The following is a 21,146-nucleotide window of genomic DNA, read 5'->3' as shown; positions in this document are numbered from 1 at the left end:
CCTCTCGGCGCGCCTCGGTGGCTCCTCCCCCGAGGCTCGGACGGGCGACTTACCCCGCCTGAGCGGCAGTCGGCGGCAGGGGCCGTCAGTCGTTCCGTAGTCTGATCGGCATCTCCCCCTGCCGAAAGGATCCCCATGACCCGTTACCAGGTCGACAGCGAAGCAGTGCTCCACACCACCTCCGTGGCACGAGCCACGATCGGGCGCATCCAGAGCGAGGTTGCCGGGCTCATCGCCCAGCTGACCGCGCTGGAGGGGTCGTGGTCGGGCCAGGCGGCGACCGCGTTCCAGGCCGCGGTCTCGGACTGGCGCGCCACCCAACAGCAGGTCGCGCAGAGCGCGGAGGGGCTGAACCTGGCTCTGAACCAGGCCGGCCACCAGTACGCCGAGATCGAGCAGGCCAACGCGCGTCTCTTCCTGCGCTAGCGCCACCGGTTCACTACACGGGCCTCAGCGACACGGGCCTTACAACACGGGCCATACAACACGGGCCTTCACAACACGGGCTTAAACAACACAGGCTTAAACACCACAGGGCGCCTCCCGGAGGAGACGCCCTGTGCTGTGAAGCGGTGAAGCGGTGTGGACTTAGAAGTCCATTCCGCCGCCCTGGTCGCCGGCCGGAGCAGCGTTTTTCTCCGGCTTGTCGGCGACGACGGCCTCGGTGGTGAGGAACAGCCCGGCGATCGACGCGGCGTTGAGCAGCGCGGAGCGGGTGACCTTCACCGGGTCATTGATTCCGGCGGCGAGCATGTCGACGTACTCACCGGTCGCAGCGTTGAGGCCCCAACCGATCGGCAGGTTGCGCACCTTGTCGGCGACAACGCCCGGCTCCATGCCGGCGTTGAGGGCGATCTGCTTGAGCGGGGCGTCGATGGCAACCTTGACGATGTTCGCGCCCGTTGCCTCGTCGCCGACCAGTTCGAGCTTCTCGAACGCGGTCTTGCCGGCCTGGATCAGGGCGACGCCACCACCGGCGACGATGCCCTCTTCGACGGCAGCCTTCGCGTTGCGAACGGCGTCTTCGATGCGGTGCTTGCGCTCCTTGAGCTCAACCTCCGTCGCAGCGCCGGCCTTGATGACGGCAACTCCGCCGGCGAGCTTGGCGAGACGCTCCTGGAGCTTCTCACGGTCGTAGTCGCTGTCGGTGTTCTCGATCTCGCTGCGGATCTGCTGAACACGTCCGGCGATGGCTTCGGGGTCTCCGGCGCCTTCGACGATGGTGGTCTCGTCCTTGGTGATGACGATCTTGCGGGCGTTGCCGAGGAGGTCGAGCGTGACGTTCTCGAGCTTGAGGCCGACCTCTTCGCTGATGACCTGTCCACCGGTGAGGATGGCGATGTCCTGCAGCTGAGCCTTGCGACGGTCACCGAAGCCGGGAGCCTTGACGGCGACCGACTTGAAGATTCCGCGGATCTTGTTCACAACGAGCGTGGCCAGGGCCTCGCCGTCGACGTCCTCGGCGATGATGAGGAGCTGCTTGCCGGTCTGGATGACCTTGTCCACGATGGGGAGCAGGTCCTTGATGTTGGAGACCTTGGAGTTGACGATCAGGATGTAGGGGTCTTCGAAGACCGCTTCCTGACGGTCGGGGTCGGTCACGAAGTAGGCGGACAGGAAGCCCTTGTCGAAGCGCATGCCCTCAGTGAGCTCGAGCTCGGTGCCGAGAGTGTTCGACTCCTCGACGGTGACAACACCCTCCTTGCCGACCTTGTCGATTGCCTCGGCGATGATGGCGCCGATTTCGGCGTCGCCGGCAGAGATGGACGCGGTGGCCGCGATCTCTTCCTTGGTCTCGACCTCTTTGGCGTTGGCGATGAGCTCGGCGATCACTGCAGCCGTGGCCTTCTCGATGCCGCGCTTGAGGCTGATCGGGTCTGCTCCGGCTGCGACGTTGCGCAGGCCTTCGCGAACGAGCGCCTGAGCCAGGACGGTGGCGGTGGTGGTTCCGTCGCCCGCGACGTCATCGGTCTTCTTGGCGACCTCCTTGACGAGCTCGGCACCGATCTTCTCGTACGGGTCGTCGAGTTCGATCTCCTTGGCGATGGACACGCCGTCGTTGGTGATCGTGGGAGCGCCCCACTTCTTCTCCAGCACCACGTTACGTCCGCGCGGGCCGAGGGTGACCTTGACAGTGTCAGCGAGGATGTTCAGGCCACGCTCAAGGCCGCGACGGGCCTCTTCGTTGAAAGCAATGATCTTTGCCATATGTGTTTCTCGTCCCTCCCGGACGTTACCAAAACGGTGATGGGTTGGCACTCAAACAGAGAGAGTGCCAAGTCGATTCTGGCACTCTGGGGTCGAGAGTGCAAGTGAACGGCAGGGGGCTGCGGCCTCGGCTACGGCACCAGCACGACCGTGCCTCGGTCCGACGGCACCAGCTCGATCCAGGTGTTGCCGGCGGCAAGGCGAATCGTCACGCCGAAGTCATCGACGAGTCGGATGGGCGCGTCCTGGTCGGCCTTGGACCAGACGGCATGCACTGACTTGCCGCCCGCCGAGACCCAGGCCTCACCCGACCCGATCATGGTCGTCTTGGGAACGTCTCCATAGGTAGCGTCGATCATGACCCGCAGCACCACGACATTGATCGCTCGGAGCTGTGCCCCGGTGGCGTCGAGGTCAGGGGCTCCCTCCTGGGAACGCAGATACGCGGCACCGGCCGCGTCCCACGTCCAGCCGGGCCAGCGTGCGGCGGAGAAGGTGGAGTTGATCGCCGATACAGGCGTTCCGTCGACGGCCGCCGACGATCCCTGCACGGTCGCGGTGTAGGCGAACTGCTGCACGGGCGGCGGCAGGGTGTCGTTCCGTTCGACGAGAGCGGCGGCCTCGAGGATGACGTCGTGCGGGGCTTCCCGGTCATCCGAACGCGCAAAGAGACCGGTGTCGTCGGCATCGAAGACGGCACTGACGACGTCGGTGGCGTCCATCAGGTCGATGAATTTCTGCTGGCCGCCGGAGTAGGCCACGATTCCCCCGAACGGCGCGATAATGTCCGGGTCCATGGGCCGGATCGAGCGCACCGGCCCGACGTGTTCCGGCACATCGGACTGCCAAACCGCGACATACCGGGTCAGCCCTCCCTCGACCAGTTCTTCGAAGATGATGTCCGCCCGCTCGAGTGCGAGCTGCGGCCTGGCCGCTTCGTGGTTGTCGATTTTCACCGAGAGCGCCGGATTTTGGAGGCTCTCGGCCGGCACACTCGTACCGCGCAGCGGGGCAACCGCCGGGTCCGCTGCAGAATCGTAGGTGGAGTCCCACGGCGTGGAACTCGCCGACGGCTTCGATGCGTCACCGGTGCCGGCGCAGGCCGACACCAGAAGGAGAGACGGCAGAAGCACGACCCCGAGCATCCGGATGGACCGGATTCCCGGCGTCGTGCTTCGTCGCCGTGCTGGAACCACTGTTTTCACTGTCACGCCCCACACACTAACGCGGCATCAATGCCGCGCCCGTGCCGCTCGGGGCAGAACCCGTAAATACGTCGTGAACCGCCGTTGCCGATGACCTTTCGGTCGACCGCTGGAACACCCCCCGCTGGATCAGACCGGACGAACCGATTCTGCCTGGGGCCCCTTCGCCCCTGTACCCAGTTCGAAGATGACGTGCTGTCCCTCTTCCAGAACCTTGTAGCCGTGCATGTCGATGGCCGAGTAGTGGACAAAGACGTCCTGGCCACCTCCGTCGACCGTGATGAAGCCGAAACCCTTTTCAGCGTTGAACCATTTGACGGTTCCGTTCGCCATGTGTAACTCCCTGTTGCTTTGAATTCGTCGACACGCGCCCGTTGGCCGTACCGGGCCTGGCGCAGTGACTGCGTCCATTGCATTCAACCGGTGGAATACGCCTCGTGGGAGAACGTCCGAACGAACAAATGAGCGACCAACGACCAATTTACGGAAGCTGAGGAAGAACGAAAGGGGGTTGACGCGCAAGCGCGCGGCGTATAAGCGGCGGCTACTCGGCCGGCTCGTAGTCGGTGCCGACGACCACGGTCAGGTCCGCAGCGGAATCGGCGAAATCGCTTGAAAGCAGCACCTCCGCGCCGGGCAGGGACTCCGAGACTCCGCGCGCCGCCCCCTCCAAAGCAGCCTCGGCGTAGTAGACGGTCGTGGTCTCCACATCCTCCGTGCTCGCGTTATCCAGCGCTTCGATCGTCCAGCCCTCCGCTTCGAGGATCTCGCCGACGGACCGGGCAATGCCCTCGCCGGCCGTTCCGTTCAGAACGGTCACGGTCACGTCAGGGTCCACTGTCGCGGCCGGCGTCGGCGTTGCCGCCGCAGCGTCACTCGGGGTGACGCTCGGCTCCGCAGTACTCTCGGCGGTCGGCGTCGTGCCCGGCAATTCAAAACTCAGATTATTGTTCAGCACGGCCAGGCCGACGACTCCCGTGCCGACCAGCACGACGGTTGCTCCAAGAGCCCACCACAACGCGACCCAGCCACGGCCCTTCTTGCCGGGAGCGCGGTGCGCCCCCACCCGCTCCAGAGAGTGCGGGAGGTGGTCGAAGCGGTCTTTCGCGTAGGAGTTCGGCATCGTCGGGCTGGTTCGATCCTCAATGTGCGGTGATGACGGTGGGGGTGAAGGTCAGGGTGTCAATCGGTGGAATGAAGCGATCGGTGCTCCCGCGCCTGCGACCGGGCATCACGCATCCGTTGCAGGCGTTTCACCAGCATCGGATCGTGGGCCACGGCCAGCGGAGAGTCGATCAGGACACCCAGTAGTTGATAGTACCGGGCGGCCGACAGGCCGAACTCGGCCCGGATCGCCTGCTCCTTGGCGCCGGCGTGCTTCCACCACTGACGCTCGAAGGCGAGGATCGACCGGTCACGGGCGGACAGGCCGGCCGGGGACTCCGATTCCGAAGCCGATGGAGTCGGCGAAACGGGCATTCCGTCCACGTGCCACCTCCCTCGTTCTCTGCAATCATATTTGTCGGCGCCTGCGTACAGGCTGGACCGTTCGGCAGCGTTCCGCCTCGGCGCATAACACGGCCTGACTCCTGATCGAGGAATACCGCCGCGGTCCGGCGAGTTTAGTGTTGGTACAGCAGACTTCGGCCTTTCGGGGCCGAGCAGGAAGGAACGGAACATGGACTACGAGGTCGAGAAGTCGGATGCCCAGTGGCGAGCGGAACTGAGCCCCGAGAAGTACGCCGTCCTCCGCGGCGCCGCCACCGAGCGGGCGTGGACCGGCGAGCTCCTCGACGAGGGCCGGTCCGGGATTTACACCTGCGGGGCCTGCAACGCCGAACTGTTCAAGAGCGGCACGAAGTTCGACTCCGGTTGCGGCTGGCCCAGCTTCTACGAGTCGGTGCGCCCCGAGGCGGTTGAACTCCTCGAAGACCGCACCCTCGGCGTCGTGCGCACCGAGGTACGCTGCGCCAATTGCGGCTCACACTTGGGCCATGTCTTCGACGACGGATTCGGGACACCCACCGGTGACCGGTACTGCATGAACTCCATCTCGCTCAACTTCAAGCCGGTCGAGTAAGCGTTGTCCGACCTCCTCGAGGCGGTCGGTCGGCGGCGGTCCCACTCCAAAGTCACCGGCCAGGTGCCGACCCACGCTGAACTGCTGCCGCTGGTGGCTGTCGCGGCGCGCGTGGCCGACCATGGCGCGCTGCGACCGTGGCGGTTGATCGAGCTGCGCGGCGAGGCGCGCCGCCGCCTGGGCGAGGCCATGGTGCGGGCCGCCGGGCTGACCGGCGCAGACCCCGAGGCTGCCAGGCTCGCCGCGAAGCCCCTACGCGCCGAGCTTCTGATCGCCGTGGTCGCGAGCCGTCGCGAGAGCGAAAGCGTGGCGGTCTGGGAACAGGACGCCGTCGCGGCCGGCGTCGCCCACATGCTCAGCCTGCTCTTGTCCGAGCAGGGCTGGGGCGTCATGTGGCGCTCCGGCTCATTGACCCGCACCCGGCCCGTACACGACGCCCATGGGCTCGCCGCTTCGGAAGCACTGCTCGGCTGGCTGTATGTCGGCGGCGTGCCGAACGATGCGAAACCGGGCGTCCGCCAGTCGATCGATCCGGGCGATTTCCTCAGTTCGTTCCAGTGACGAGTCGTTCTGAAGACGCGTAATTGTGGGAACGTGCGAACCGGCGCTGCACGATCGGACGGACCTCAATCCGACGAAAAGAGGGCCGGCCACGGGACTTGAACCCGTAACCCCCACTTTACAAGAGTGGTGCGCTACCAATTGCGCCAGGCCGGCATGAGGTGATTGTCGCCTCGACACACCATCCTAAATGACGAACCTGAGCTGTGGGGCCAGATCGTCGGGAGCTCACCCGGCGGGCACCGGCTCCGGGGTCGGCGTCGATGTGGAGTAGGTCGCACCGGCGGCCTGGAGCACGAAGGCTGCGAACTCCTTCGGGTCGTCGAGGGCGCCGACGTACTGCTTTCCATTCACGAGCACGGTCGGTGTGCCCGTGATGGCCTCCACCTCGGTGTTCGGCAGTGGACCGGATAGAGCTCGGTCCGTCGAGGCGATGACCCAGGACTTGAAGGTCGTGTCGTCGATGCACTCGTTGATCTGCGATACCGCGTCACTCACGCCGGCGTCCTTCACGAGTCCCTTGATGGCCGCGTCGTCGTGACCGGCCGTGCCTTCCTTGGGCTGCTCCCGAAACAGGATGGCGTTGAAATCGTAGAAGTTCTCGGGAGCGAAATTCGCCACGCAGGCGGCGGCGTTCGCGGCCCGTAGTGAATACTTCGTGCCGGAAGATTTGTGGGTCAGGATCGAGACCGGGTGGATTTCGACGGTTGCGGCACCCGACGTGACCCACTGACTGATCTGCTCGCTGTTGGCTGCCTCGAACTCGCTGCAGAACGGGCAGAGGTAATCGGCGTAGACGCGAATGTCGGCGACGGTGCCGGTCCCATCCGGCTTGGACGGAATCGGCTTGGCCTCGGGCTGGAGCGCGGAGGTCGTGACCGGAGTCATTCCTTCGGTGATCAGCACGCCGTCGCTGGCCATGTTCGCCGGGCCGGGGCCGACCGGCGGAATCGAATTGATGATGACCACGACGACGACCGCGGCAATGGCGACGGCCGCGGCGGCTGTCCCGCCGCGCAGGGCGACCCGGTTGCGGCGGTCCTTCTTCTTCTGCTCCTCGCGGATCCGCTTGGCCTTGGTGCGAACCGCGTCACGTCGCTGATTCTTAGAGGGACGGCTATCGCCCGATCCGCCAATAGTCATGAATGCTCGCTCCGAATAGGTAAGTGCAGAGGCAAGCCATTTGCGAATGCCTCCCAAATAGTAGGTCCCCTTTCTGGGAAACGACCAGACGGCACCTGTTGCCGCCCTCCGCGGCACCATTGCCGCCGACGCTGCGTTCCCCCGACATGACATACTGAAAACGTTGACCTGTCGCTCGCGGCAGGCGTAGCAACCCATCACAACGGATCGTCCGGCACGTACCTGCCGGTGAAGGAGAAAACAACCATGGCTTCAGTCACGTTCGACAAGGCGACCCGCCTCTACCCGGGTTCCGCGATCCCTGCCGTCGACAAGCTCGACCTGTCGGTTGCCGACGGCGAGTTCCTCGTGCTGGTCGGTCCGTCCGGCTGCGGCAAGTCCACGTCTCTGCGCATGCTCGCCGGCCTCGAAGAGGTCAACGACGGCAACATCTTCATCGGTGAGCGCAACGTGACGGATGTCCCGCCGAAAGACCGCGACATCGCCATGGTCTTCCAGAACTACGCCCTCTACCCCCACATGACGGTCGCCGAGAACATGGGCTTCGCGCTCAAGATCGCCGGCGTCAACAAGGATGAGCGCGCCACCCGCGTCCTCGAAGCTGCCAAGCTGCTCGACCTCGAGCCGTACCTGAGCCGCAAGCCGAAGGCGCTCTCCGGTGGCCAGCGTCAGCGCGTTGCCATGGGCCGCGCCATCGTGCGTCAGCCCCAGGTGTTCCTCATGGACGAGCCCCTGTCGAACCTCGACGCCAAACTGCGCGTGCAGACCCGCACCCAGATCGCCTCGCTCCAGCGTCGTCTCGGCGTCACGACCGTCTACGTGACCCACGACCAGACCGAAGCCCTCACCATGGGCGACCGCATCGCGGTCCTGAAGGATGGCGTGCTCCAGCAGGTCGGTACCCCCCGCGACCTGTACTCGAAGCCGAACAACGTCTTCGTCGCCGGCTTCATCGGCAGCCCTGCCATGAACCTGTTCCTGGCTGACACCATCGACGGCGGCATCAAGTTCGGCACGGCGACGATCCCCGTGCCCCGCGAGACCCTGGCCGGCTCCACCGGCAAGAAGGTCACCATCGGAGTTCGGCCCGAGGACATCCACCTCTCCACCACGCACGGCGAGGGCCTCGAGGTCGCCGTCGACCTGGTCGAGGAGCTCGGCGCCGACGGTTACCTCTACGGGCACTCCACGGTCGAGGGCAAGCGCACCGACATCGTCGCTCGCGTCGATGGCCGTTCGCACCCGTCCGCCGGGGACACCGTCTACCTCACCCCGACGCCGCACCACATGCACGTGTTCGACGCCGAGACCGGCCTCCGCCTCGGTGGAGCAGTCGCCGACTAGGCACTCGCTCGTCAATGAACGGCCGGATGGAGCTTGCTCCACCCGGCCGTTTTCTCGTTCTCCGACCGCGGAGCACACCGGTAAACTCGTCGGATGAGCGGTTCACTCAACATCACGTCGGCCACTGCCGATCCAGCCCTGCTTGATCTTCCCTGGCACCTCCCGCTGGACGCCTGGCCCAACGAGAACATCGCGGCCCTGCCCAAGGGCATCTCCCGCCACCTCGTTCGTTTCGCGCACCTGAGCGGCCGCGTCGTCGCCATCAAGGAGACCACCAGCGAGATGGCCAAGCGAGAGTACGACATGCTCCGCACCCTGCAGGGCCTGGAGATCCCCTGCGTCGAGCCGCTCGCCGTGATCACGAACCGCACCGATGACGACGCCGAGCCGCTGAACTCGGTGCTCGTCACCCGGCACCTGAAGTTCTCGCTCCCCTACCGAGCCCTCTACTCGCAGACGCTGCGGCCCGACACCGCCACCCGGCTGGTCGACGCCCTCGCCCTGCTCCTGGTGCGCGTGCACATGGCCGGCCTTTTCTGGGGTGACGTGTCACTCTCTAACACCCTCTTCCGTCGTGACGCCGGCGCGTTCGCGGCGTACCTCGTCGACGCCGAGACCGGGCAGTTGTACCCGGGCGGGCTGTCCAATGGCCAGCGTGAGAACGACCTGGAGATCGCGCGCGTCAACATCGCCGGTGAGCTCATGGACCTCGAGGCCGGCGGCCGCGCGGCTGACGAGCTCGACCCCATCCGGGTGAGCAACGGCATCGTCGCCGCCTATCGGCTGCTCTGGAAGGAACTGACCGGATCCGAATCCTTCGCCAGCTCCGAGCGCTGGCGCATCACGGAACGCGTCGAACGCCTCAACGACCTCGGGTTCGACATCGAGGAACTGGCCATCAAGACCGACAACACGGGCACGACCGTGCGCATCCAGCCCAAGGTCGTCGACGCCGGTCACCACCAACGGCGCCTGCTGCGGCTGACCGGGCTCGACGCCGAGGAGAACCAGGCCCGGCGCCTGCTCAATGACCTCGACTCCTACCGGGTCTCCTACGGCGATCCGGAGGCCGACGAGGAAATGCTGGCACACGAGTGGCTGGTGCGCGTCTTCGAACCCGTCATCCGGGCCATCCCCCGCGACCTCAAGGGCAAGCTGGAGCCCGCCGAGATTTTCCACCAAATGCTCGACCACCGCTGGTTCATGGCCCAGAACCAATCCCGGGACATCCCGCTGGCCGAGGCCGTCACCTCCTACGTCCAGAACGTGCTGCGACACCGCCGCGACGAGGCCACCGTGATCGAGCCGGCTACCGGCGAGATCACCATCCCGATCGACGTGACCGACGATGAGAGCGCCGCCCTCGCGGACGCGGCCGAGTCCGCTGCCGACGACGAGGCCGACTGGCGCCTCAAGGTTTAGCCAACGGGCCCTCCTGCCGGGACGAGGGTCAGGAGGCGGGGGCTGCCGCCGCGGCTGAGGCGGCCTGCTTCGCAGCCTTGGCGGCCTTCGCGGCCGCGCGCAGGCGGGAGACCTCGTACAGCGTCACTCCGGCTGCGATTCCCGCATTGAGGGATTCGGTCGAGGCGCTGATCGGGATCGACACGATCGCGTCGCAGGTCTCGGTGACGAGGCGGGACAGCCCCTTGCCCTCGCTGCCGACGACGATCACGATCGGGCGCTCGGCGAACCCGATGCCGAGCTCGGGCAACTGGGTGTCGCCGTCTCCGGCGAGGCCGATCACGAGCACACCGCGCTCCTTGAGCGCCTTGAGCGACTGGGTCAGGTTGGTGGCCATGGCGACGGGCAGGCGGGCCGCGGCGCCGGCCGAGGTCTTCCACGCCGACGCAGTCACGCCGACGGACCGACGCTGCGGCACAATCACGCCGTGTCCGCCGAACGCGGCCGTCGAGCGGATGATGGCACCGAGGTTGCGGGGGTCGGTGATGCCGTCGAGGGCGACGAAGAGCGGCTTGTGGCCGCGGCTGATCGTCAGTTCCAGCAGCTCGAGGGGCTCGGCGTACTCGTAGGCCGGCACCTTCAGCGCGAGGCCCTGGTGCACGGAGTCTCGCCCGGCCAGACGGTCGAGCTCCGGGCGCATGACCTCGAGCACGGGGATGCCGCGGGTCGTCGCCAGGGTGAGGACTTCCTTCACCCGTACGTCCATTTCAATCCGCGTGGCCATGTACAGGGCTGTGGCGGGGATCTTCGCCCGCAACGCTTCCAGCACCGAGTTGCGCCCGGTCACGACCTCATGCTCGTCGATCTGCTTGGCTCGCCGCGTCGACGCTCCGCCGCCGCCGGTGTTGCCGGTGGTGGCGGCGCGAGGCGCGCTCTTGGGTCCCGCGGAGCCCCGGCTGCGGCCGCCGCCGGCCGCGACGAAGCGGTCCTGAGCGAGCTTGCGCTTGCCTGCGGGGTGGTACGGGCGGTCCTCCGCCTTGGGTGTGGGCTTCTTGCCCTCGAGCGCCTGGCGTCCCTGGCCGCCGGAACCGACCTGCGGTCCCCGGCTGCCCTTACGCACGGCCCCGGTGCGTGACTTGCGGTCTGTGTTCTTCATCAGTCAAAACTCCAATGGGCACCCGAGGGGGTGTCTTCGATGGTAATTCCGGCGGCGACGAGCTCGTCCCGGATACGGTCTGCGGCCGCGTAGTCGCGGCCCTGCCTTGCGATCTCGCGGTCGTCGAGCAGGCGCTCGACCAGGGCCGTGAGTGCGATCATGGCCGGTTCATCCGTTGCCACTGACCAGCCCGACGAGAGCGGGTTGATCCCGAGTACCTCGCTCATGGCCAGCACGTGACCCCGCGCGGCGGCCGCCGCATGCAGGTCTTCGGCATCCAGGGCCGCGTTGCCGGTGCGCACAGTGTCGTGCAGAACGGCCAGAGCCTGAGGCACGGCCAGGTCGTCGTCCATGGCCGACGCGAACTCGTCGGGGACGATTTCGACGCCGGATCCGGCGAAACGGGTGTCTGCCAAGCGGCGGTCGGCGCGGTCGAGGAAGCTCTCGATCCGTTCGAGGGCCGCTTCGGCCTCCACCAGGGAACCCTCGTGGTAGTCAATGGTGGACCGGTAGTGGGCCGCCCCCAGGTAGTAACGCACGACGATGGCGCGCGCCTGATCGAGAAGCTCCGCCGCGAAGACCGAGTTGCCCAGCGACTTGGACATTTTCTGCCCGTTCACGTTGACCAGCCCGTTGTGCACCCAGTAGTTCGCGAAGCCGTCGCCGGCGGCGGCGGACTGGGCCAGCTCGTTCTCGTGGTGCGGGAAACGCAGGTCGAGCCCGCCGCCGTGGATGTCGAAGTGGGCGCCGAGGTAGCGGGACGCCATGGCTGAGCACTCGATATGCCAGCCGGGCCGGCCGGCTCCCCACGGGGACGGCCAGGAGGCGGACTCCGGCTCGGCGGCCTTGCGGCCCTTCCAGAGGGCGAAGTCCCGCGGGTCTTTCTTGCCGCGTGGATCGGCATCCGCTGCCGGCTCCATGTCGCCGCGGCGCTGACGGGTGAGGTCGCCGTAGTCGGCCCAGTTCGCCGTGTCGAAGTAGACGTCGCTGGACCCGTCATCGGCAGGATACGCGTGCCCGCGCTCGATCAGACGGGTGATCAGGTCCTGCATCTGCTGGATGCTGGCGGTCGCCCGCGGTTCGTAGCTGGGGGCGAGGATTCCGAGCCGCTGGTATCCGGCCGTGAACTCCAGCTCGTAGCGATAGGCGAGTGCCCACCACTGCTCGGTGCCGCCGGCCGCGTGGTCCAGGATCTTGTCGTCGATGTCGGTGACATTTCGCACGAAGGTGACGTCGAAGCCGCGGTAGGTGAGCCAACGGCGCAACTGGTCATACACGAGAGCGCTGCGCAGGTGGCCGATGTGGGGAGAGGACTGCACGGTGGGTCCGCAGACGTAGATACCCACCGCGCCGGGCGTGACGGGTATGAAGTCGCGGAGGGCCTGGGCCCTGGAATCGTAGAGTCGCATGGTCACACCTCCCAGCTTAGGTCAGGGTCTGCCGGACGTCTCGGGAGAATGAGAGCCGTGGCGATGGCGGCGAGGCCCTCTCCTCGACCGGTGAACCCCAGGGCATCCGTCGTCGTCGCCGAGACGGCGACCGGCGCGTTCAGCAGCGCACCGAGAAGAGCCTCGGCCTCGGCCCGGCGGGGACTGAGTTTGGGTCGGTTGCCGATGATCTGCACCGAGACGTTGCCGACCCGGAACCCGGCGTCCGCCAGCAGGCGCAAGGTCTCGCGCAGGAACACATCGCCGTGGGCGCCGTCGAGGCGCGGATCGGACGTGCCGAAGACGCCGCCGATATCGCCCAGCCCGGCTGCGGAGAGCAGGGCGTCGCAGATTGCGTGCACGGCGGCGTCGCCATCACTGTGCCCTGACAGTCCGCGCTCCCCCGGCCAGTGCAGGCCGGCCAACCACAGTTCGGAGCCGTCGTCGAAGGCGTGCACATCGAGCCCGGTGCCCACGCGGGGCACGGCGTCGGTGCCGGGAGCGGAGTCAGCCGGTCGCCGTGCACCGAGCAGGGCCGCGGCCCGGGCGAGGTCCCACGGGGTTGTGATCTTGAACGCGAGCGGGTCACCGGCGATGACGCTGACCGGGTGGCCGGCCGCGGCCACCACTCCCGCGTCGTCGCTCGTCTCGAGCGACGAACCGGCGGATGCCGCGGCAGCCGCAATGACGAGCATCTGCCTCGGGAAACCCTGCGGGGTCTGCACGGCGGAGAGTCCGGCGCGGTCCACCGTGCCCAGGATCTCGCCGGCCGCGGAAACGCTCTTGATGGTGTCGACCACGGCCAAGCCAGGCACGATGCCGTGGCCGGTGGCCCGCACCGCGTCGACGACTGCGTCGCAGAGCGCGGCCGGGGTGAGGGCGCGCGCGGCGTCGTGCACCAGGACCGTGCGCACTGCCGGGTGCAGCATGGCCAGTCCGCGGTTCACCGACTCCTGCCGGGTCACTCCGCCTGCCACCACGGCGACGGATGCCGCCCCGCCGACTGCCGAGGCGATCCGGCGGGCGTCGGCCAGATGGGTGTCGGGCGCGACGACGATGACCTGCACCGGGTCCCTCATCCCGAACACGGAGAGCAGCGCGCGCTCGAGCAGGGTGCGTCCGGCCAGCGAGACGAACGCCTTCGGCTCGGCGTGGCCGAGGCGACTGCCGCTCCCGGCGGCGACGACGATGACCGCGACCGCTGGCGCAGGGGTTTCAGTCATGTCTGGAGGCTATCTGGTGAGGTCGGCGACGAGTGGACGCGGGACGATGGGTGAAGATGTGGTGCGGGCGGTGGGAGCCCGAAACGCGAAAGGCGGCACCTCGCGGCGCCGCCTTCCAACGAAAGCATTTCTGACTACGTGGGTTCGGGTTGCGTGGGTTAGGACGCCAGGACCTCGTCGAGGACCGTGGAGGCCTTCTCTTCGTCTGTCTTCTCGGCGAGGGCCAGCTCGGAGATCAGAATCTGGCGGGCCTTGGCCAGCATCCGCTTCTCCCCAGCGGACAGGCCGCGGTCCTGATCGCGGCGCCACAGGTCGCGAACAACCTCGGACACCTTGATGACGTCACCGGACGCCAGCTTTTCCAAGTTGGCCTTGTACCGGCGGGACCAGTTGGTGGGTTCTTCGGTGAACGGTGCGCGCAGCACCTCGAACACCTTGTCGAGACCCTCCTGGCCGATCACATCGCGAACGCCGACCAGGTCGACGTTCTCGGCTGGCACCTCGATGGTCAGATCGCCTTGGGTGACGTTGAGCTTCAGGTACAGTTTCTCTTCACCCTTGACCATGCGCGTCTTCACCTCGGTGATCGTCGCGGCACCATGGTGGGGATAAACGACGGTTTCGCCAACCTCAAACAGCATGTGTATATCCCTTCAGCAGCGTCTACAATACCACAGCCATCGATGGTAGGGTTCGCCGCGCTCGGCGCGCACCGTCCGGACCGGCTGGAGCCAGTAGGCTGAAGCGAAAGCTAAATTTGCAGCGTTTGGCCGTCAGGCGGAACGGTGAACTGTTGGAGGCGTTGTGAAAGCTCGAATCATCGTGTCCGTCGTCGTGGCGGCCGGCATCCTATTGGGTACCAGCGGCTGCAACCTGTGGGCACCGCAGTCGACGACCACAATGTACGACGCGAGCGACGGAGTCAGCGGCAACGTCGGCGACCTTGCCATCCGCAACGCCATGCTCCTCTCCAACGACGGCGCCGTCGCAAACCTCGTGGTCACCGTCGTCAACAAGGGGGACTCAGCGCACAGCCTGAGCGTGCAGTATGACGACGGCACCGAGAAGGTCACTCAGGACGTCAACGTGGATGCGAACTCCAGCGTCACGATTGGCACGACGGATGCTCCGTCGGTCACCGTCAGTGCCGACGTCGCACCGGGGTCGCTGTTCCCGGTCTTCTTCCAGTACGGCAACGAGACCGGCGTCGAGGTTCTCGTCCCGGTTCTCGACGGCTCGCTCGAGGAGTACTCGACGCTGCTGCCGACCCCCGCCCCGTAGGGCGAGGCCGACCGCCGGTTCACGGTCGCCCAACACGCTGAGGGTCAGGCCCACGGGGTGCGCCGCCCGCGTCCCTGCTTAAACGTCGAACCAATTCGACGGAGATTCTCCCGCGGAACAGCCTTATCGGGCCGTTTAGGTCCAATTTCGGCAAAATCTCCGTCGAATTCGTTCGGAGGAATGCCGCTCAGGCGTCGAAGCGGTAGCCGAGGCCGCGCACGGTGACCAGCATGGCCGGATCGGACGGCGTGGCCTCAATCCGTGACCTGATTCGCTTGATGTGCACGTCCAGGGTCTTGGTATCGCCGAAGTAGTCGCTGCCCCAGACCCGGTCGATCAGCTGGCCTCGGGTGAGCACCCGGCCGGCGTTGCGGAGCAGGAACTCCAGCAACTCGAATTCCTTCAACGGCAGGTTCACGATCTCGCCGGACACCGTCACGGTGTGCCGCTCGGTGTCCATCCGCACGGTGCCCGCCGACAGCAGGCTCAGGTCCTCGCCGACCTCGTCGGTGCGGCGTCTGGAGACGGCACGGATGCGGGCGAGCAGTTCCCGGGTCGAATACGGCTTGGTGACGTAGTCGTCGGCGCCGAGCTCGAGCCCGACGACGATATCGACCTCGGAGTCCTTGGCGGTCAGCATGATGATCGGCACCGACGACCGCGTGCGGATCTCCCGGCACACCTCCGTGCCCGGGATGCCGGGAAGCATGAGGTCGAGCAGAATCAGGTCCGCGCCGGTGCGGTCGAACTCCGTGATGGCGCTCGGCCCGTCTTCGGCGACGGTGACCTCGTATCCCTCCCGCTCGAGCAGGAAGCTGAGCGGCTCACTGAGCGCGCTCTCGTCTTCGACCAGAAGGATGTGGGTCATGGGGTGTCTCCTATCGCCGCCGGAGCGGGGTGCGGCGCCTCCGGGAGGCGGATGGTGAAGGTCGAACCGCTACCCGGCTGCGACCAGACGCGAATGTCGCCGCCGTGGATCTGAACGATGTGTTTGACGATCGCAAGGCCGAGCCCCGTGCCGCCGGTGTGCCGCGACCGGGCCTGGTCGACGCGGAAGAATCGTTCGAAGATCCGATCGAGATCGGCTTCCTCGATGCCCACGCCCTGGTCGGTCACGCTGATTTCGACGACTCCGGCGTTCTTGCGCACGCCGACCCCGACCCGGGAACCCTCCGCCGAGTAGTTCACGGCGTTGGCCACGAGATTGTGCACGGCCATCACGAGGAGCCGATCGTCGCCGCTGACCTCGGCACCCGATTTCTTGCCCACGGCGATCGTGATCTGGTCCGCCTCCGCCGTGACCCGGCTCTGGTCCACCGCCGCGGCCACGATGGCGTCGACGTTGACGATCTCGGGCTCGGTGAGGGAGTCCTGCGCCTGCAGGCGGGACAGTTCGATGATCTCCTGGGTCAGGCGGGTGAGCCGCCCGGACTCGGTGGTGAGGCGGTTCGCGAAGCGGCGCACCTGCACCGGTTCGTCGGCCGCCTGGTTGAGCGCCTCGGCCAGCAGTCCTACGGCGGCGATGGGCGTCTTCAGCTCATGGCTGATGTTGGCGACGAAGTCGCGGCGAACCTCGTCGAGTCGGAAGGCCTCGGTGCGGTCCTCCGCCAGCACCAGGACATAGCGTGTTCCCAACCGGGCCAGGCGCACCCGCACGCGCATGCTGGCATCGCCGAACGGTCCGCGGGAGAGAACCAGGTTCTCCGAGATCGGCTCACCGGAACGGCGCACCTGGCTGATCAGGTCCAGGAGCTCGGTGTGCACCAGCTGCCGGTTCCAGACCAGCCCCATGGACACCGCGGCCTGGGATGCCTTGATCACGTTGTTGGACGGGTCGACCACGGCCCCGGCCGTCTCGAGAGCGTCGAGCACCTGGTCGATCCCGTCGGGGACGGCCGGGTTCACCACCTCGGCGGCGCGCCGGCCGTGGCGTTCTGCCACGTGCAACAGCGTCATGAATCCGGCACCGACAGTGAGGCCGAGAGCCAGCGCCAGCAGCACAAGCCCTGTGGATTCCATTTATCCAGATTACTGACACTTATTCCGGGCGGGTGACATGGCCGTCGCAACGCGCAGGCTACTTTGGGTAGTGTTCAAGACCACGGCACCTGCCGTTAACCTCGCTCCCCCATGATTCGGTGGAGGCCGGGCAGGTCTCACGTGTCTGCGCGTTACGCGCGCCCAGGAAGGACCACACACCATGCGTGAAGTATTCCAGCAGGAACTCGCCGAAGTGCAGGATCGCCTCGTCGAGATCTCCCGTCTCGTGGCGATCTCCATCGACAAGGCGACGCGCGCCTTCAACGAATCCGACGTCGGCCTGGCCGAGGAAGCGATCACCGAAGACGAGAAGATCGACGAGCTGACCATCGAACTCGATGAACTGGCAATCACGATCCTCGCCCGCCAGCAGCCGGTCGCACGCGACCTGCGGATCGTCGTCAGCGCCCTGCGTATCAGTGCCTCGCTCGAACGGATGGGCGATCTGTCCACCCACATCGCGCAGTTGGCCCGCTACCGGTTCCCCGACAAGGTCGTGCCGAAGAGCCTGCGCGGCACGTTCGCGGAGATGGGCACGCTCGTCACGGCGATCGCGCTCATGCTGACCGAGCTCCTGACCAATGAGGACATGGTTCTGGCCGAGACCATCCGCAACGAAGACGACAAGGTCGATGCGTTGCACCTCAGCGTGTTCGACGCCGTGCTCGGGGCGACGTGGAAGGGCCAGGCGGCCGACACGGTCGACTCCACCCTCGCCAGCCGCTACCACGAGCGCTTCGCCGACCACGCGGTCTCGATCGCGAAGAAGGTGCAGTACCTCGGCACCGGCGCCTGGCAGCAGAACACGAGCGCCTAGGGTCCCGGCGGTCCCGCAGCGCACGAACGAGAAAGCCCCGGAAGCGATCGCTTCCGGGGCTTTCTCGTTCGTGGTGGGTGAGAGGGACTACTTCTTGTTGCCCTGGGCCGCGACCGCTGCGGCACCGGCTGCAGCAGCCTCGGGGTCAAGGTAACGGCCGGGGCCGAGCGGCATCATGTCGGCACCGAGACGGTAGACCAGAGGGATCCCGGTGGGGATGTTCAGCTCGGCGATGTCCGCGTCGCTGATGCCGTCGAGGTGCTTGACCAGCGCACGCAGCGAGTTGCCGTGGGCGGTGACGAGAACCGTCTTGCCCGCACGCAGGTCGGGAGTGATGTCGGATTCCCAGTAGGGCAGCATCCGGTCGACGACGTCGCTAAGGCATTCGGTGCGGGGCAGGTCGTCACCCAGGGCCGCGTACCGTGCGTCGTGAGCCTGAGACCACTGTGAGTCGTCGGCCAGCACGGGCGGCGGCACATCGAACGAGCGACGCCACAGCTGGAACTGCTCGGGACCGAACTTGGCGAGGGTCTCCGCCTTGTCGAGGCCCTGCAGGGCGCCGTAGTGGCGCTCGTTAAGACGCCAGGAACGCTTGACGTCGATCCACAGCCGGTCGGCTTCCTCGAGCGCGATGTTCGCGGTCTGGATGGCGCGGGTAAGTAATGAGGTGTGCAGGATGTCGGGCAGCAGGCCTGACTCGGCGAGAAGCTCGCCGGCACGCTTGGCTTCGCCCGCGCCCTGCTCGCTCAGCCTGACATCCACCCAGCCGGTGAAGAGGTTTTCTTGGTTCCATAGGCTTTGGCCGTGACGGAGAAGGATGAGATTGTATGCATCTGACATGCGTCCAACTCTACCGACGTGGCGGGCGCGCCGGGGCGGAGTCAGCGTCCGGGCGTGCGGATGCCGAGCCGGGGCAGGCGCGGGATGTCGGCGACCGAGCCGGCCGACTGCGGCACGATGACCTCCTGGGCGGCCGCGACGAGGATGCCCTGGGATGCCACGTACAGGGTGACCGTGGCCGGCACGGTGCGCTTGACCGTGGCGAGCGCGATCGGGCCGAGCTCGTAGTGGATGGCGCTGGAGGTGATCTTGCCGATTCCGCGGTGCTCGGTCGTTCCATCGGCCAGCTGCTTCACCGCCTGCACCTCGTCGCCGTGCACGGGGAGCACCGCATCGGAGCCGTCGAGGTGCAGCAGCACCAGCCGGCGCGGCGGATGCCCGAGGTTGTGCACCTTGGCCACGGTCTCCTGGCCGCGGTAGCAGCCCTTGTTCAGGTGCACGGCGCTGCGAAGCCAGTCGAGTTCGTGCGGCAGGCTCTTCTCGTCGACCTCCGTGGCGCGGCGCGGGCGCCAGGCTGCGATCCGCAGGGCCTCGAGGGCGAGAAGCCCGGCGGCGCCGACCTCGCCGTTCCGCACGGCGTCGCGCAGGGTAGGCAGGGACGCGCGCGCAACCAGGGTCTCGGTCCAGTGCCACGCGGCGGCCGGGTGCACGGGTCCCGGCGCGTACTGGTATCCGCCCGTGGCGACCTGGGTCCAGGGGTCGCGCCACACCAGCGGCACTCCGTTCGGCGCCGCCGGGGTCAGCGGCAGCGTCGACGGGTCACCCATCGCCCCGATCACGGCGTAGGCGAGAGTGTGGTCGACGACCTGCACGCGCAGGGTGAAACGCATCTTGTCCAGCCACGCGTGCAGCCCGGGCAATTGCGCCGCCTCGACCAGTAGCCAGGTCTCGACCCCGTCGTCGACAACCCCCATGGCGTATTCGACGTGGCCGTTCGGATCGAGCAGAAGCGTCTCGGTGCACTCCCCCGGCGCTAGGCGGCGCAACTCCTGGCTGGAGATGGAGTTGAGCCAGGTCAGCCGGTCCGGGCCGGCGACGCTCAGCACGCCGTGGTGGGACAGGTCGACGACCGCTCCCCCGGCGAGGAGACGGCGCTGCTCCGTGAGAGGTCCGCCATAGTGCGCGGCCACGCCGGCATCGAGGCTCTCGGCCTGCACGGCGCCGTCGAGTTCGAGCAGCGGGGACGTGAGCTGAGGGGAGGGGCCGGGCGACAGAGGTGCATCGGTCATGGGAACTCTTTCCAACGGACGGTTCGGCGCCGGGCGCCGGGGTGTGGGGCGCCGGAGCGCGCGGGCTATTCGACCCGCTTGAGGCGGCCGGACGCGTGCGTGCGCAGGCTTTGGCCGAGGGCTGCGATGTCCCAGGCCCAGAGCAGGTGGCCGTCGACCAGACCGTAGAGCCTCGTCGCGGCGGAGTAGGGTTTGGCACCCTGGGTGCGCATCACGGCATCCGTCGCCAGGTCGATGCGCGGGCCCTTGACCTGGCCGAGATAGATTTCCGCGACTCCGCCGGGGTGCACGATGGTCACGTCGATGTCGAAGGCGTTGTCCGCGTTGCGGAGGGTTTCGACCGCGGCGGCGGTGACGAACGGATGCTCGCCCACGGCCGGCAGCAGTCCCGGACCGGGATCGCCGAGCCCCTGGGTACGGCTCAGCCGCCAATACCCGGTTTCCGTCATCAGCGGAGTCTTCTCGTCGCCGACGGAGCCGGGCGCGGGTTCGAGCCAGGTATAAGAGCTGTAGTTCAGATGCGGCAAGCCGTCGTGGCTGAAGCTCAACCGGTGGCCGAACTCTTGGCTGACCGATTCCTCGCCGACCTGGTAGTCGATGACTCCCGACCCCTCCCACACCCCGAGCAGCCACGACAGCGGCACGAGTTCGGAGGGGAGTTGAGTGGGGAGCTCAAACATCGAAGGCTACCGCTGCCCCCGGTACAGCTTGAACAGGACCAGTCCGGACACCCAGGCGATCGACAGGCTCGCCAGCGCGAGCAGCCCCAGGAAGAAGATTTCGATAGCGAGGATTGACATGCGATCCATTCTAGTCCGCCGGCGACCGATAACCCCGCGGCAGGCCGTACGGAACCAGGCCGTACCTCGCAGAGGCGGAGCAGAGTCGATTCAGTGTCAGAGAAGCCCGGTCAGAGCGAAGATTCCGGTGGCGGCGGCAAGCACGGCCACGGCTCCGACGAGGCTGGTGGTCACCCGATCCACATAGCCTTCCTTGCGTCCGGTCGCGAGCTGCACGCTCAGCGTTCCGATCGTGCAGCCGGCGAAGGCGAGGCTGATCCAGACCAAGTGTTGGCCGGAAAGGGACAGCCAGCCGGTCAACACGGCGCAGGCGAGCGCGAACGACCACACCACGACGACGCTCTTCCACTGCCAGCTCACCCTCCCATTCTGCCTTGCCTGGGACCCTTTC

Annotated in this window: 23 protein-coding genes and 1 tRNA gene; 7 read left to right on the top strand and 17 right to left on the bottom strand. The window is 66.9% G+C overall.

From position 1 onward, the window contains the following. The first annotated feature begins 135 nt into the window (after positions 1-135). Positions 136-426 carry a WXG100 family type VII secretion target gene (locus tag E3T28_RS04435; RefSeq protein WP_134428321.1) on the top strand — a complete coding sequence of 97 codons (291 nt, stop codon included), beginning with the start codon at positions 136-138 and terminating at the stop codon, positions 424-426. Between the two features lie 162 nt (positions 427-588). On the opposite strand, the gene groL is transcribed toward E3T28_RS04435, so the two are convergent. The 5 genes from groL to E3T28_RS04410 form a co-directional block, all read right to left on the bottom strand. Further along, positions 589-2,208: a chaperonin GroEL gene (gene groL, locus E3T28_RS04430; protein ID WP_104100131.1), complete on the bottom strand. Its 1,620-nt coding sequence runs from the start codon at positions 2,206-2,208 to the stop codon at positions 589-591. A gap of 131 nt (positions 2,209-2,339) precedes the next feature. Then, positions 2,340-3,419: a DUF3048 domain-containing protein gene (locus E3T28_RS04425; RefSeq protein ID WP_134428319.1), complete on the bottom strand. Its 1,080-nt coding sequence runs from the start codon at positions 3,417-3,419 to the stop codon at positions 2,340-2,342. Between the two features lie 123 nt (positions 3,420-3,542). Further along, positions 3,543-3,746: a cold-shock protein gene (locus E3T28_RS04420; RefSeq protein ID WP_134362230.1), complete on the bottom strand. Its 204-nt coding sequence runs from the start codon at positions 3,744-3,746 to the stop codon at positions 3,543-3,545. A gap of 211 nt (positions 3,747-3,957) precedes the next feature. After that, entirely contained in the window at positions 3,958-4,536 is a 579-nt protein-coding gene (locus tag E3T28_RS04415) for a LytR C-terminal domain-containing protein (protein ID WP_134428317.1), read from the bottom strand. A 59-nt stretch (positions 4,537-4,595) separates the two neighbouring features. Further along, the gene (locus tag E3T28_RS04410; RefSeq protein WP_134428384.1) at positions 4,596-4,892 is read right to left on the bottom strand and encodes a DUF3263 domain-containing protein; all 297 of its coding nucleotides are present in this window, start codon (positions 4,890-4,892) and stop codon (positions 4,596-4,598) included. 199 nt (positions 4,893-5,091) lie between these two features. Here E3T28_RS04410 and msrB point away from each other — a divergent pair, with 199 nt between their 5' ends. Together msrB and E3T28_RS04400 are read left to right on the top strand one after the other, a co-directional pair. Beyond that, positions 5,092-5,493, top strand: a complete 402-nt coding sequence (gene msrB / locus E3T28_RS04405; protein WP_134428315.1) for a peptide-methionine (R)-S-oxide reductase MsrB — start codon at positions 5,092-5,094, stop codon at positions 5,491-5,493. A gap of 3 nt (positions 5,494-5,496) precedes the next feature. Next, positions 5,497-6,054, top strand: a complete 558-nt coding sequence (locus tag E3T28_RS04400; RefSeq protein WP_134428313.1) for a nitroreductase family protein — start codon at positions 5,497-5,499, stop codon at positions 6,052-6,054. A gap of 83 nt (positions 6,055-6,137) precedes the next feature. On the opposite strand, the gene E3T28_RS04395 is transcribed toward E3T28_RS04400, so the two are convergent. Together E3T28_RS04395 and E3T28_RS04390 are read right to left on the bottom strand one after the other, a co-directional pair. Then, positions 6,138-6,210: transfer RNA gene (locus E3T28_RS04395), tRNA-Thr, on the bottom strand. 72 nt (positions 6,211-6,282) lie between these two features. After that, the gene (locus tag E3T28_RS04390) at positions 6,283-7,197 is read right to left on the bottom strand and encodes a DsbA family protein (protein WP_134428311.1); all 915 of its coding nucleotides are present in this window, start codon (positions 7,195-7,197) and stop codon (positions 6,283-6,285) included. Positions 7,198-7,443: 246 nt separating this feature from the next. Here E3T28_RS04390 and E3T28_RS04385 point away from each other — a divergent pair, with 246 nt between their 5' ends. Both E3T28_RS04385 and E3T28_RS04380 read left to right on the top strand, forming a co-directional pair. Continuing rightward, entirely contained in the window at positions 7,444-8,541 is a 1,098-nt protein-coding gene (locus E3T28_RS04385) for an ABC transporter ATP-binding protein (RefSeq protein ID WP_134428309.1), read from the top strand. A gap of 93 nt (positions 8,542-8,634) precedes the next feature. Continuing rightward, on the top strand, positions 8,635-9,963 hold the full coding sequence (locus E3T28_RS04380; RefSeq protein WP_134428307.1) for a DUF4032 domain-containing protein: 1,329 nt from the start codon (positions 8,635-8,637) through the stop codon (positions 9,961-9,963). 28 nt (positions 9,964-9,991) lie between these two features. Here E3T28_RS04380 and rlmB read toward each other — a convergent pair whose 3' ends face one another. The 4 genes from rlmB to E3T28_RS04360 form a co-directional block, all read right to left on the bottom strand. Next, entirely contained in the window at positions 9,992-11,098 is a 1,107-nt protein-coding gene (gene rlmB / locus E3T28_RS04375; RefSeq protein WP_134428305.1) for a 23S rRNA (guanosine(2251)-2'-O)-methyltransferase RlmB, read from the bottom strand. After that, complete coding sequence (cysS, locus tag E3T28_RS04370) at positions 11,098-12,513, bottom strand: cysteine--tRNA ligase (RefSeq protein WP_134428303.1); 1,416 nt, start codon at positions 12,511-12,513, stop codon at positions 11,098-11,100. The genes rlmB and cysS overlap by 1 nt, the downstream gene beginning before the upstream one ends. Next, entirely contained in the window at positions 12,510-13,748 is a 1,239-nt protein-coding gene (gene ispD / locus E3T28_RS04365; RefSeq protein ID WP_134428301.1) for a 2-C-methyl-D-erythritol 4-phosphate cytidylyltransferase, read from the bottom strand. Before ispD ends, cysS begins: the two co-directional genes overlap by 4 nt. 158 nt (positions 13,749-13,906) lie before the next feature. After that, a complete protein-coding gene (locus E3T28_RS04360; protein WP_104100144.1) occupies positions 13,907-14,389 on the bottom strand; it encodes a CarD family transcriptional regulator in 483 nt (160 codons plus the stop codon). Positions 14,390-14,552: 163 nt separating this feature from the next. Between E3T28_RS04360 and E3T28_RS04355 the strand changes: the two genes are divergently transcribed. Further along, complete coding sequence (locus tag E3T28_RS04355; protein ID WP_134428299.1) at positions 14,553-15,029, top strand: hypothetical protein; 477 nt, start codon at positions 14,553-14,555, stop codon at positions 15,027-15,029. A 187-nt stretch (positions 15,030-15,216) separates the two neighbouring features. Here E3T28_RS04355 and E3T28_RS04350 read toward each other — a convergent pair whose 3' ends face one another. Further along, entirely contained in the window at positions 15,217-15,897 is a 681-nt protein-coding gene (locus E3T28_RS04350; protein ID WP_134428297.1) for a response regulator transcription factor, read from the bottom strand. Next, positions 15,894-17,048 carry a sensor histidine kinase gene (locus E3T28_RS04345; RefSeq protein WP_134428295.1) on the bottom strand — a complete coding sequence of 385 codons (1,155 nt, stop codon included), beginning with the start codon at positions 17,046-17,048 and terminating at the stop codon, positions 15,894-15,896. Before E3T28_RS04345 ends, E3T28_RS04350 begins: the two co-directional genes overlap by 4 nt. Positions 17,049-17,229: 181 nt before the next feature. On the opposite strand from E3T28_RS04345, the gene phoU reads away from it, so the two are divergent. After that, complete coding sequence (gene phoU, locus E3T28_RS04340; RefSeq protein ID WP_134428293.1) at positions 17,230-17,886, top strand: phosphate signaling complex protein PhoU; 657 nt, start codon at positions 17,230-17,232, stop codon at positions 17,884-17,886. An 87-nt stretch (positions 17,887-17,973) separates the two neighbouring features. On the opposite strand, the gene E3T28_RS04335 is transcribed toward phoU, so the two are convergent. From E3T28_RS04335 to E3T28_RS04320, 4 genes are all read right to left on the bottom strand, one after another. Beyond that, positions 17,974-18,726: a phosphoglyceromutase gene (locus E3T28_RS04335; RefSeq protein WP_134428291.1), complete on the bottom strand. Its 753-nt coding sequence runs from the start codon at positions 18,724-18,726 to the stop codon at positions 17,974-17,976. A 41-nt stretch (positions 18,727-18,767) separates the two neighbouring features. Beyond that, on the bottom strand, positions 18,768-19,955 hold the full coding sequence (ygfZ, locus tag E3T28_RS04330; RefSeq protein ID WP_134428289.1) for a CAF17-like 4Fe-4S cluster assembly/insertion protein YgfZ: 1,188 nt from the start codon (positions 19,953-19,955) through the stop codon (positions 18,768-18,770). 65 nt (positions 19,956-20,020) lie between these two features. Continuing rightward, a complete protein-coding gene (locus tag E3T28_RS04325; RefSeq protein WP_134428287.1) occupies positions 20,021-20,635 on the bottom strand; it encodes a heme-binding beta-barrel domain-containing protein in 615 nt (204 codons plus the stop codon). A 216-nt stretch (positions 20,636-20,851) separates the two neighbouring features. Further along, on the bottom strand, positions 20,852-21,115 hold the full coding sequence (locus tag E3T28_RS04320) for a hypothetical protein (RefSeq protein ID WP_134428285.1): 264 nt from the start codon (positions 21,113-21,115) through the stop codon (positions 20,852-20,854). Positions 21,116-21,146: the final 31 nt, after the last annotated feature.

It is taken from the genome of Cryobacterium sinapicolor, from assembly GCF_004403465.1.
GTDB classification, from domain to species: domain Bacteria; phylum Actinomycetota; class Actinomycetes; order Actinomycetales; family Microbacteriaceae; genus Cryobacterium; species Cryobacterium sinapicolor.
Note: the sequence above shows the minus strand (reverse complement) of the source record. Positions and strands in the feature narration are given on the sequence as shown.

Coding starts and splice junctions, on each gene's coding strand:
- E3T28_RS04325 (WP_134428287.1), bottom strand. CDS start 20,635: ATGTTTGAGCTCCCCACTCAACTCCCCTCCGAACTCGTGCCGCTGTCG.
- E3T28_RS04385 (WP_134428309.1), top strand. CDS start 7,444: ATGGCTTCAGTCACGTTCGACAAGGCGACCCGCCTCTACCCGGGTTCC.
- E3T28_RS04350 (WP_134428297.1), bottom strand. CDS start 15,897: ATGACCCACATCCTTCTGGTCGAAGACGAGAGCGCGCTCAGTGAGCCG.
- E3T28_RS04335 (WP_134428291.1), bottom strand. CDS start 18,726: ATGTCAGATGCATACAATCTCATCCTTCTCCGTCACGGCCAAAGCCTA.
- groL (WP_104100131.1), bottom strand. CDS start 2,208: ATGGCAAAGATCATTGCTTTCAACGAAGAGGCCCGTCGCGGCCTTGAG.
- E3T28_RS04380 (WP_134428307.1), top strand. CDS start 8,635: ATGAGCGGTTCACTCAACATCACGTCGGCCACTGCCGATCCAGCCCTG.
- rlmB (WP_134428305.1), bottom strand. CDS start 11,098: ATGAAGAACACAGACCGCAAGTCACGCACCGGGGCCGTGCGTAAGGGC.
- E3T28_RS04410 (WP_134428384.1), bottom strand. CDS start 4,892: ATGCCCGTTTCGCCGACTCCATCGGCTTCGGAATCGGAGTCCCCGGCC.
- phoU (WP_134428293.1), top strand. CDS start 17,230: ATGCGTGAAGTATTCCAGCAGGAACTCGCCGAAGTGCAGGATCGCCTC.
- E3T28_RS04420 (WP_134362230.1), bottom strand. CDS start 3,746: ATGGCGAACGGAACCGTCAAATGGTTCAACGCTGAAAAGGGTTTCGGC.
- E3T28_RS04360 (WP_104100144.1), bottom strand. CDS start 14,389: ATGCTGTTTGAGGTTGGCGAAACCGTCGTTTATCCCCACCATGGTGCC.
- E3T28_RS04390 (WP_134428311.1), bottom strand. CDS start 7,197: ATGACTATTGGCGGATCGGGCGATAGCCGTCCCTCTAAGAATCAGCGA.
- E3T28_RS04345 (WP_134428295.1), bottom strand. CDS start 17,048: ATGGAATCCACAGGGCTTGTGCTGCTGGCGCTGGCTCTCGGCCTCACT.
- msrB (WP_134428315.1), top strand. CDS start 5,092: ATGGACTACGAGGTCGAGAAGTCGGATGCCCAGTGGCGAGCGGAACTG.
- ygfZ (WP_134428289.1), bottom strand. CDS start 19,955: ATGACCGATGCACCTCTGTCGCCCGGCCCCTCCCCTCAGCTCACGTCC.
- E3T28_RS04435 (WP_134428321.1), top strand. CDS start 136: ATGACCCGTTACCAGGTCGACAGCGAAGCAGTGCTCCACACCACCTCC.
- E3T28_RS04415 (WP_134428317.1), bottom strand. CDS start 4,536: ATGCCGAACTCCTACGCGAAAGACCGCTTCGACCACCTCCCGCACTCT.
- ispD (WP_134428301.1), bottom strand. CDS start 13,748: ATGACTGAAACCCCTGCGCCAGCGGTCGCGGTCATCGTCGTCGCCGCC.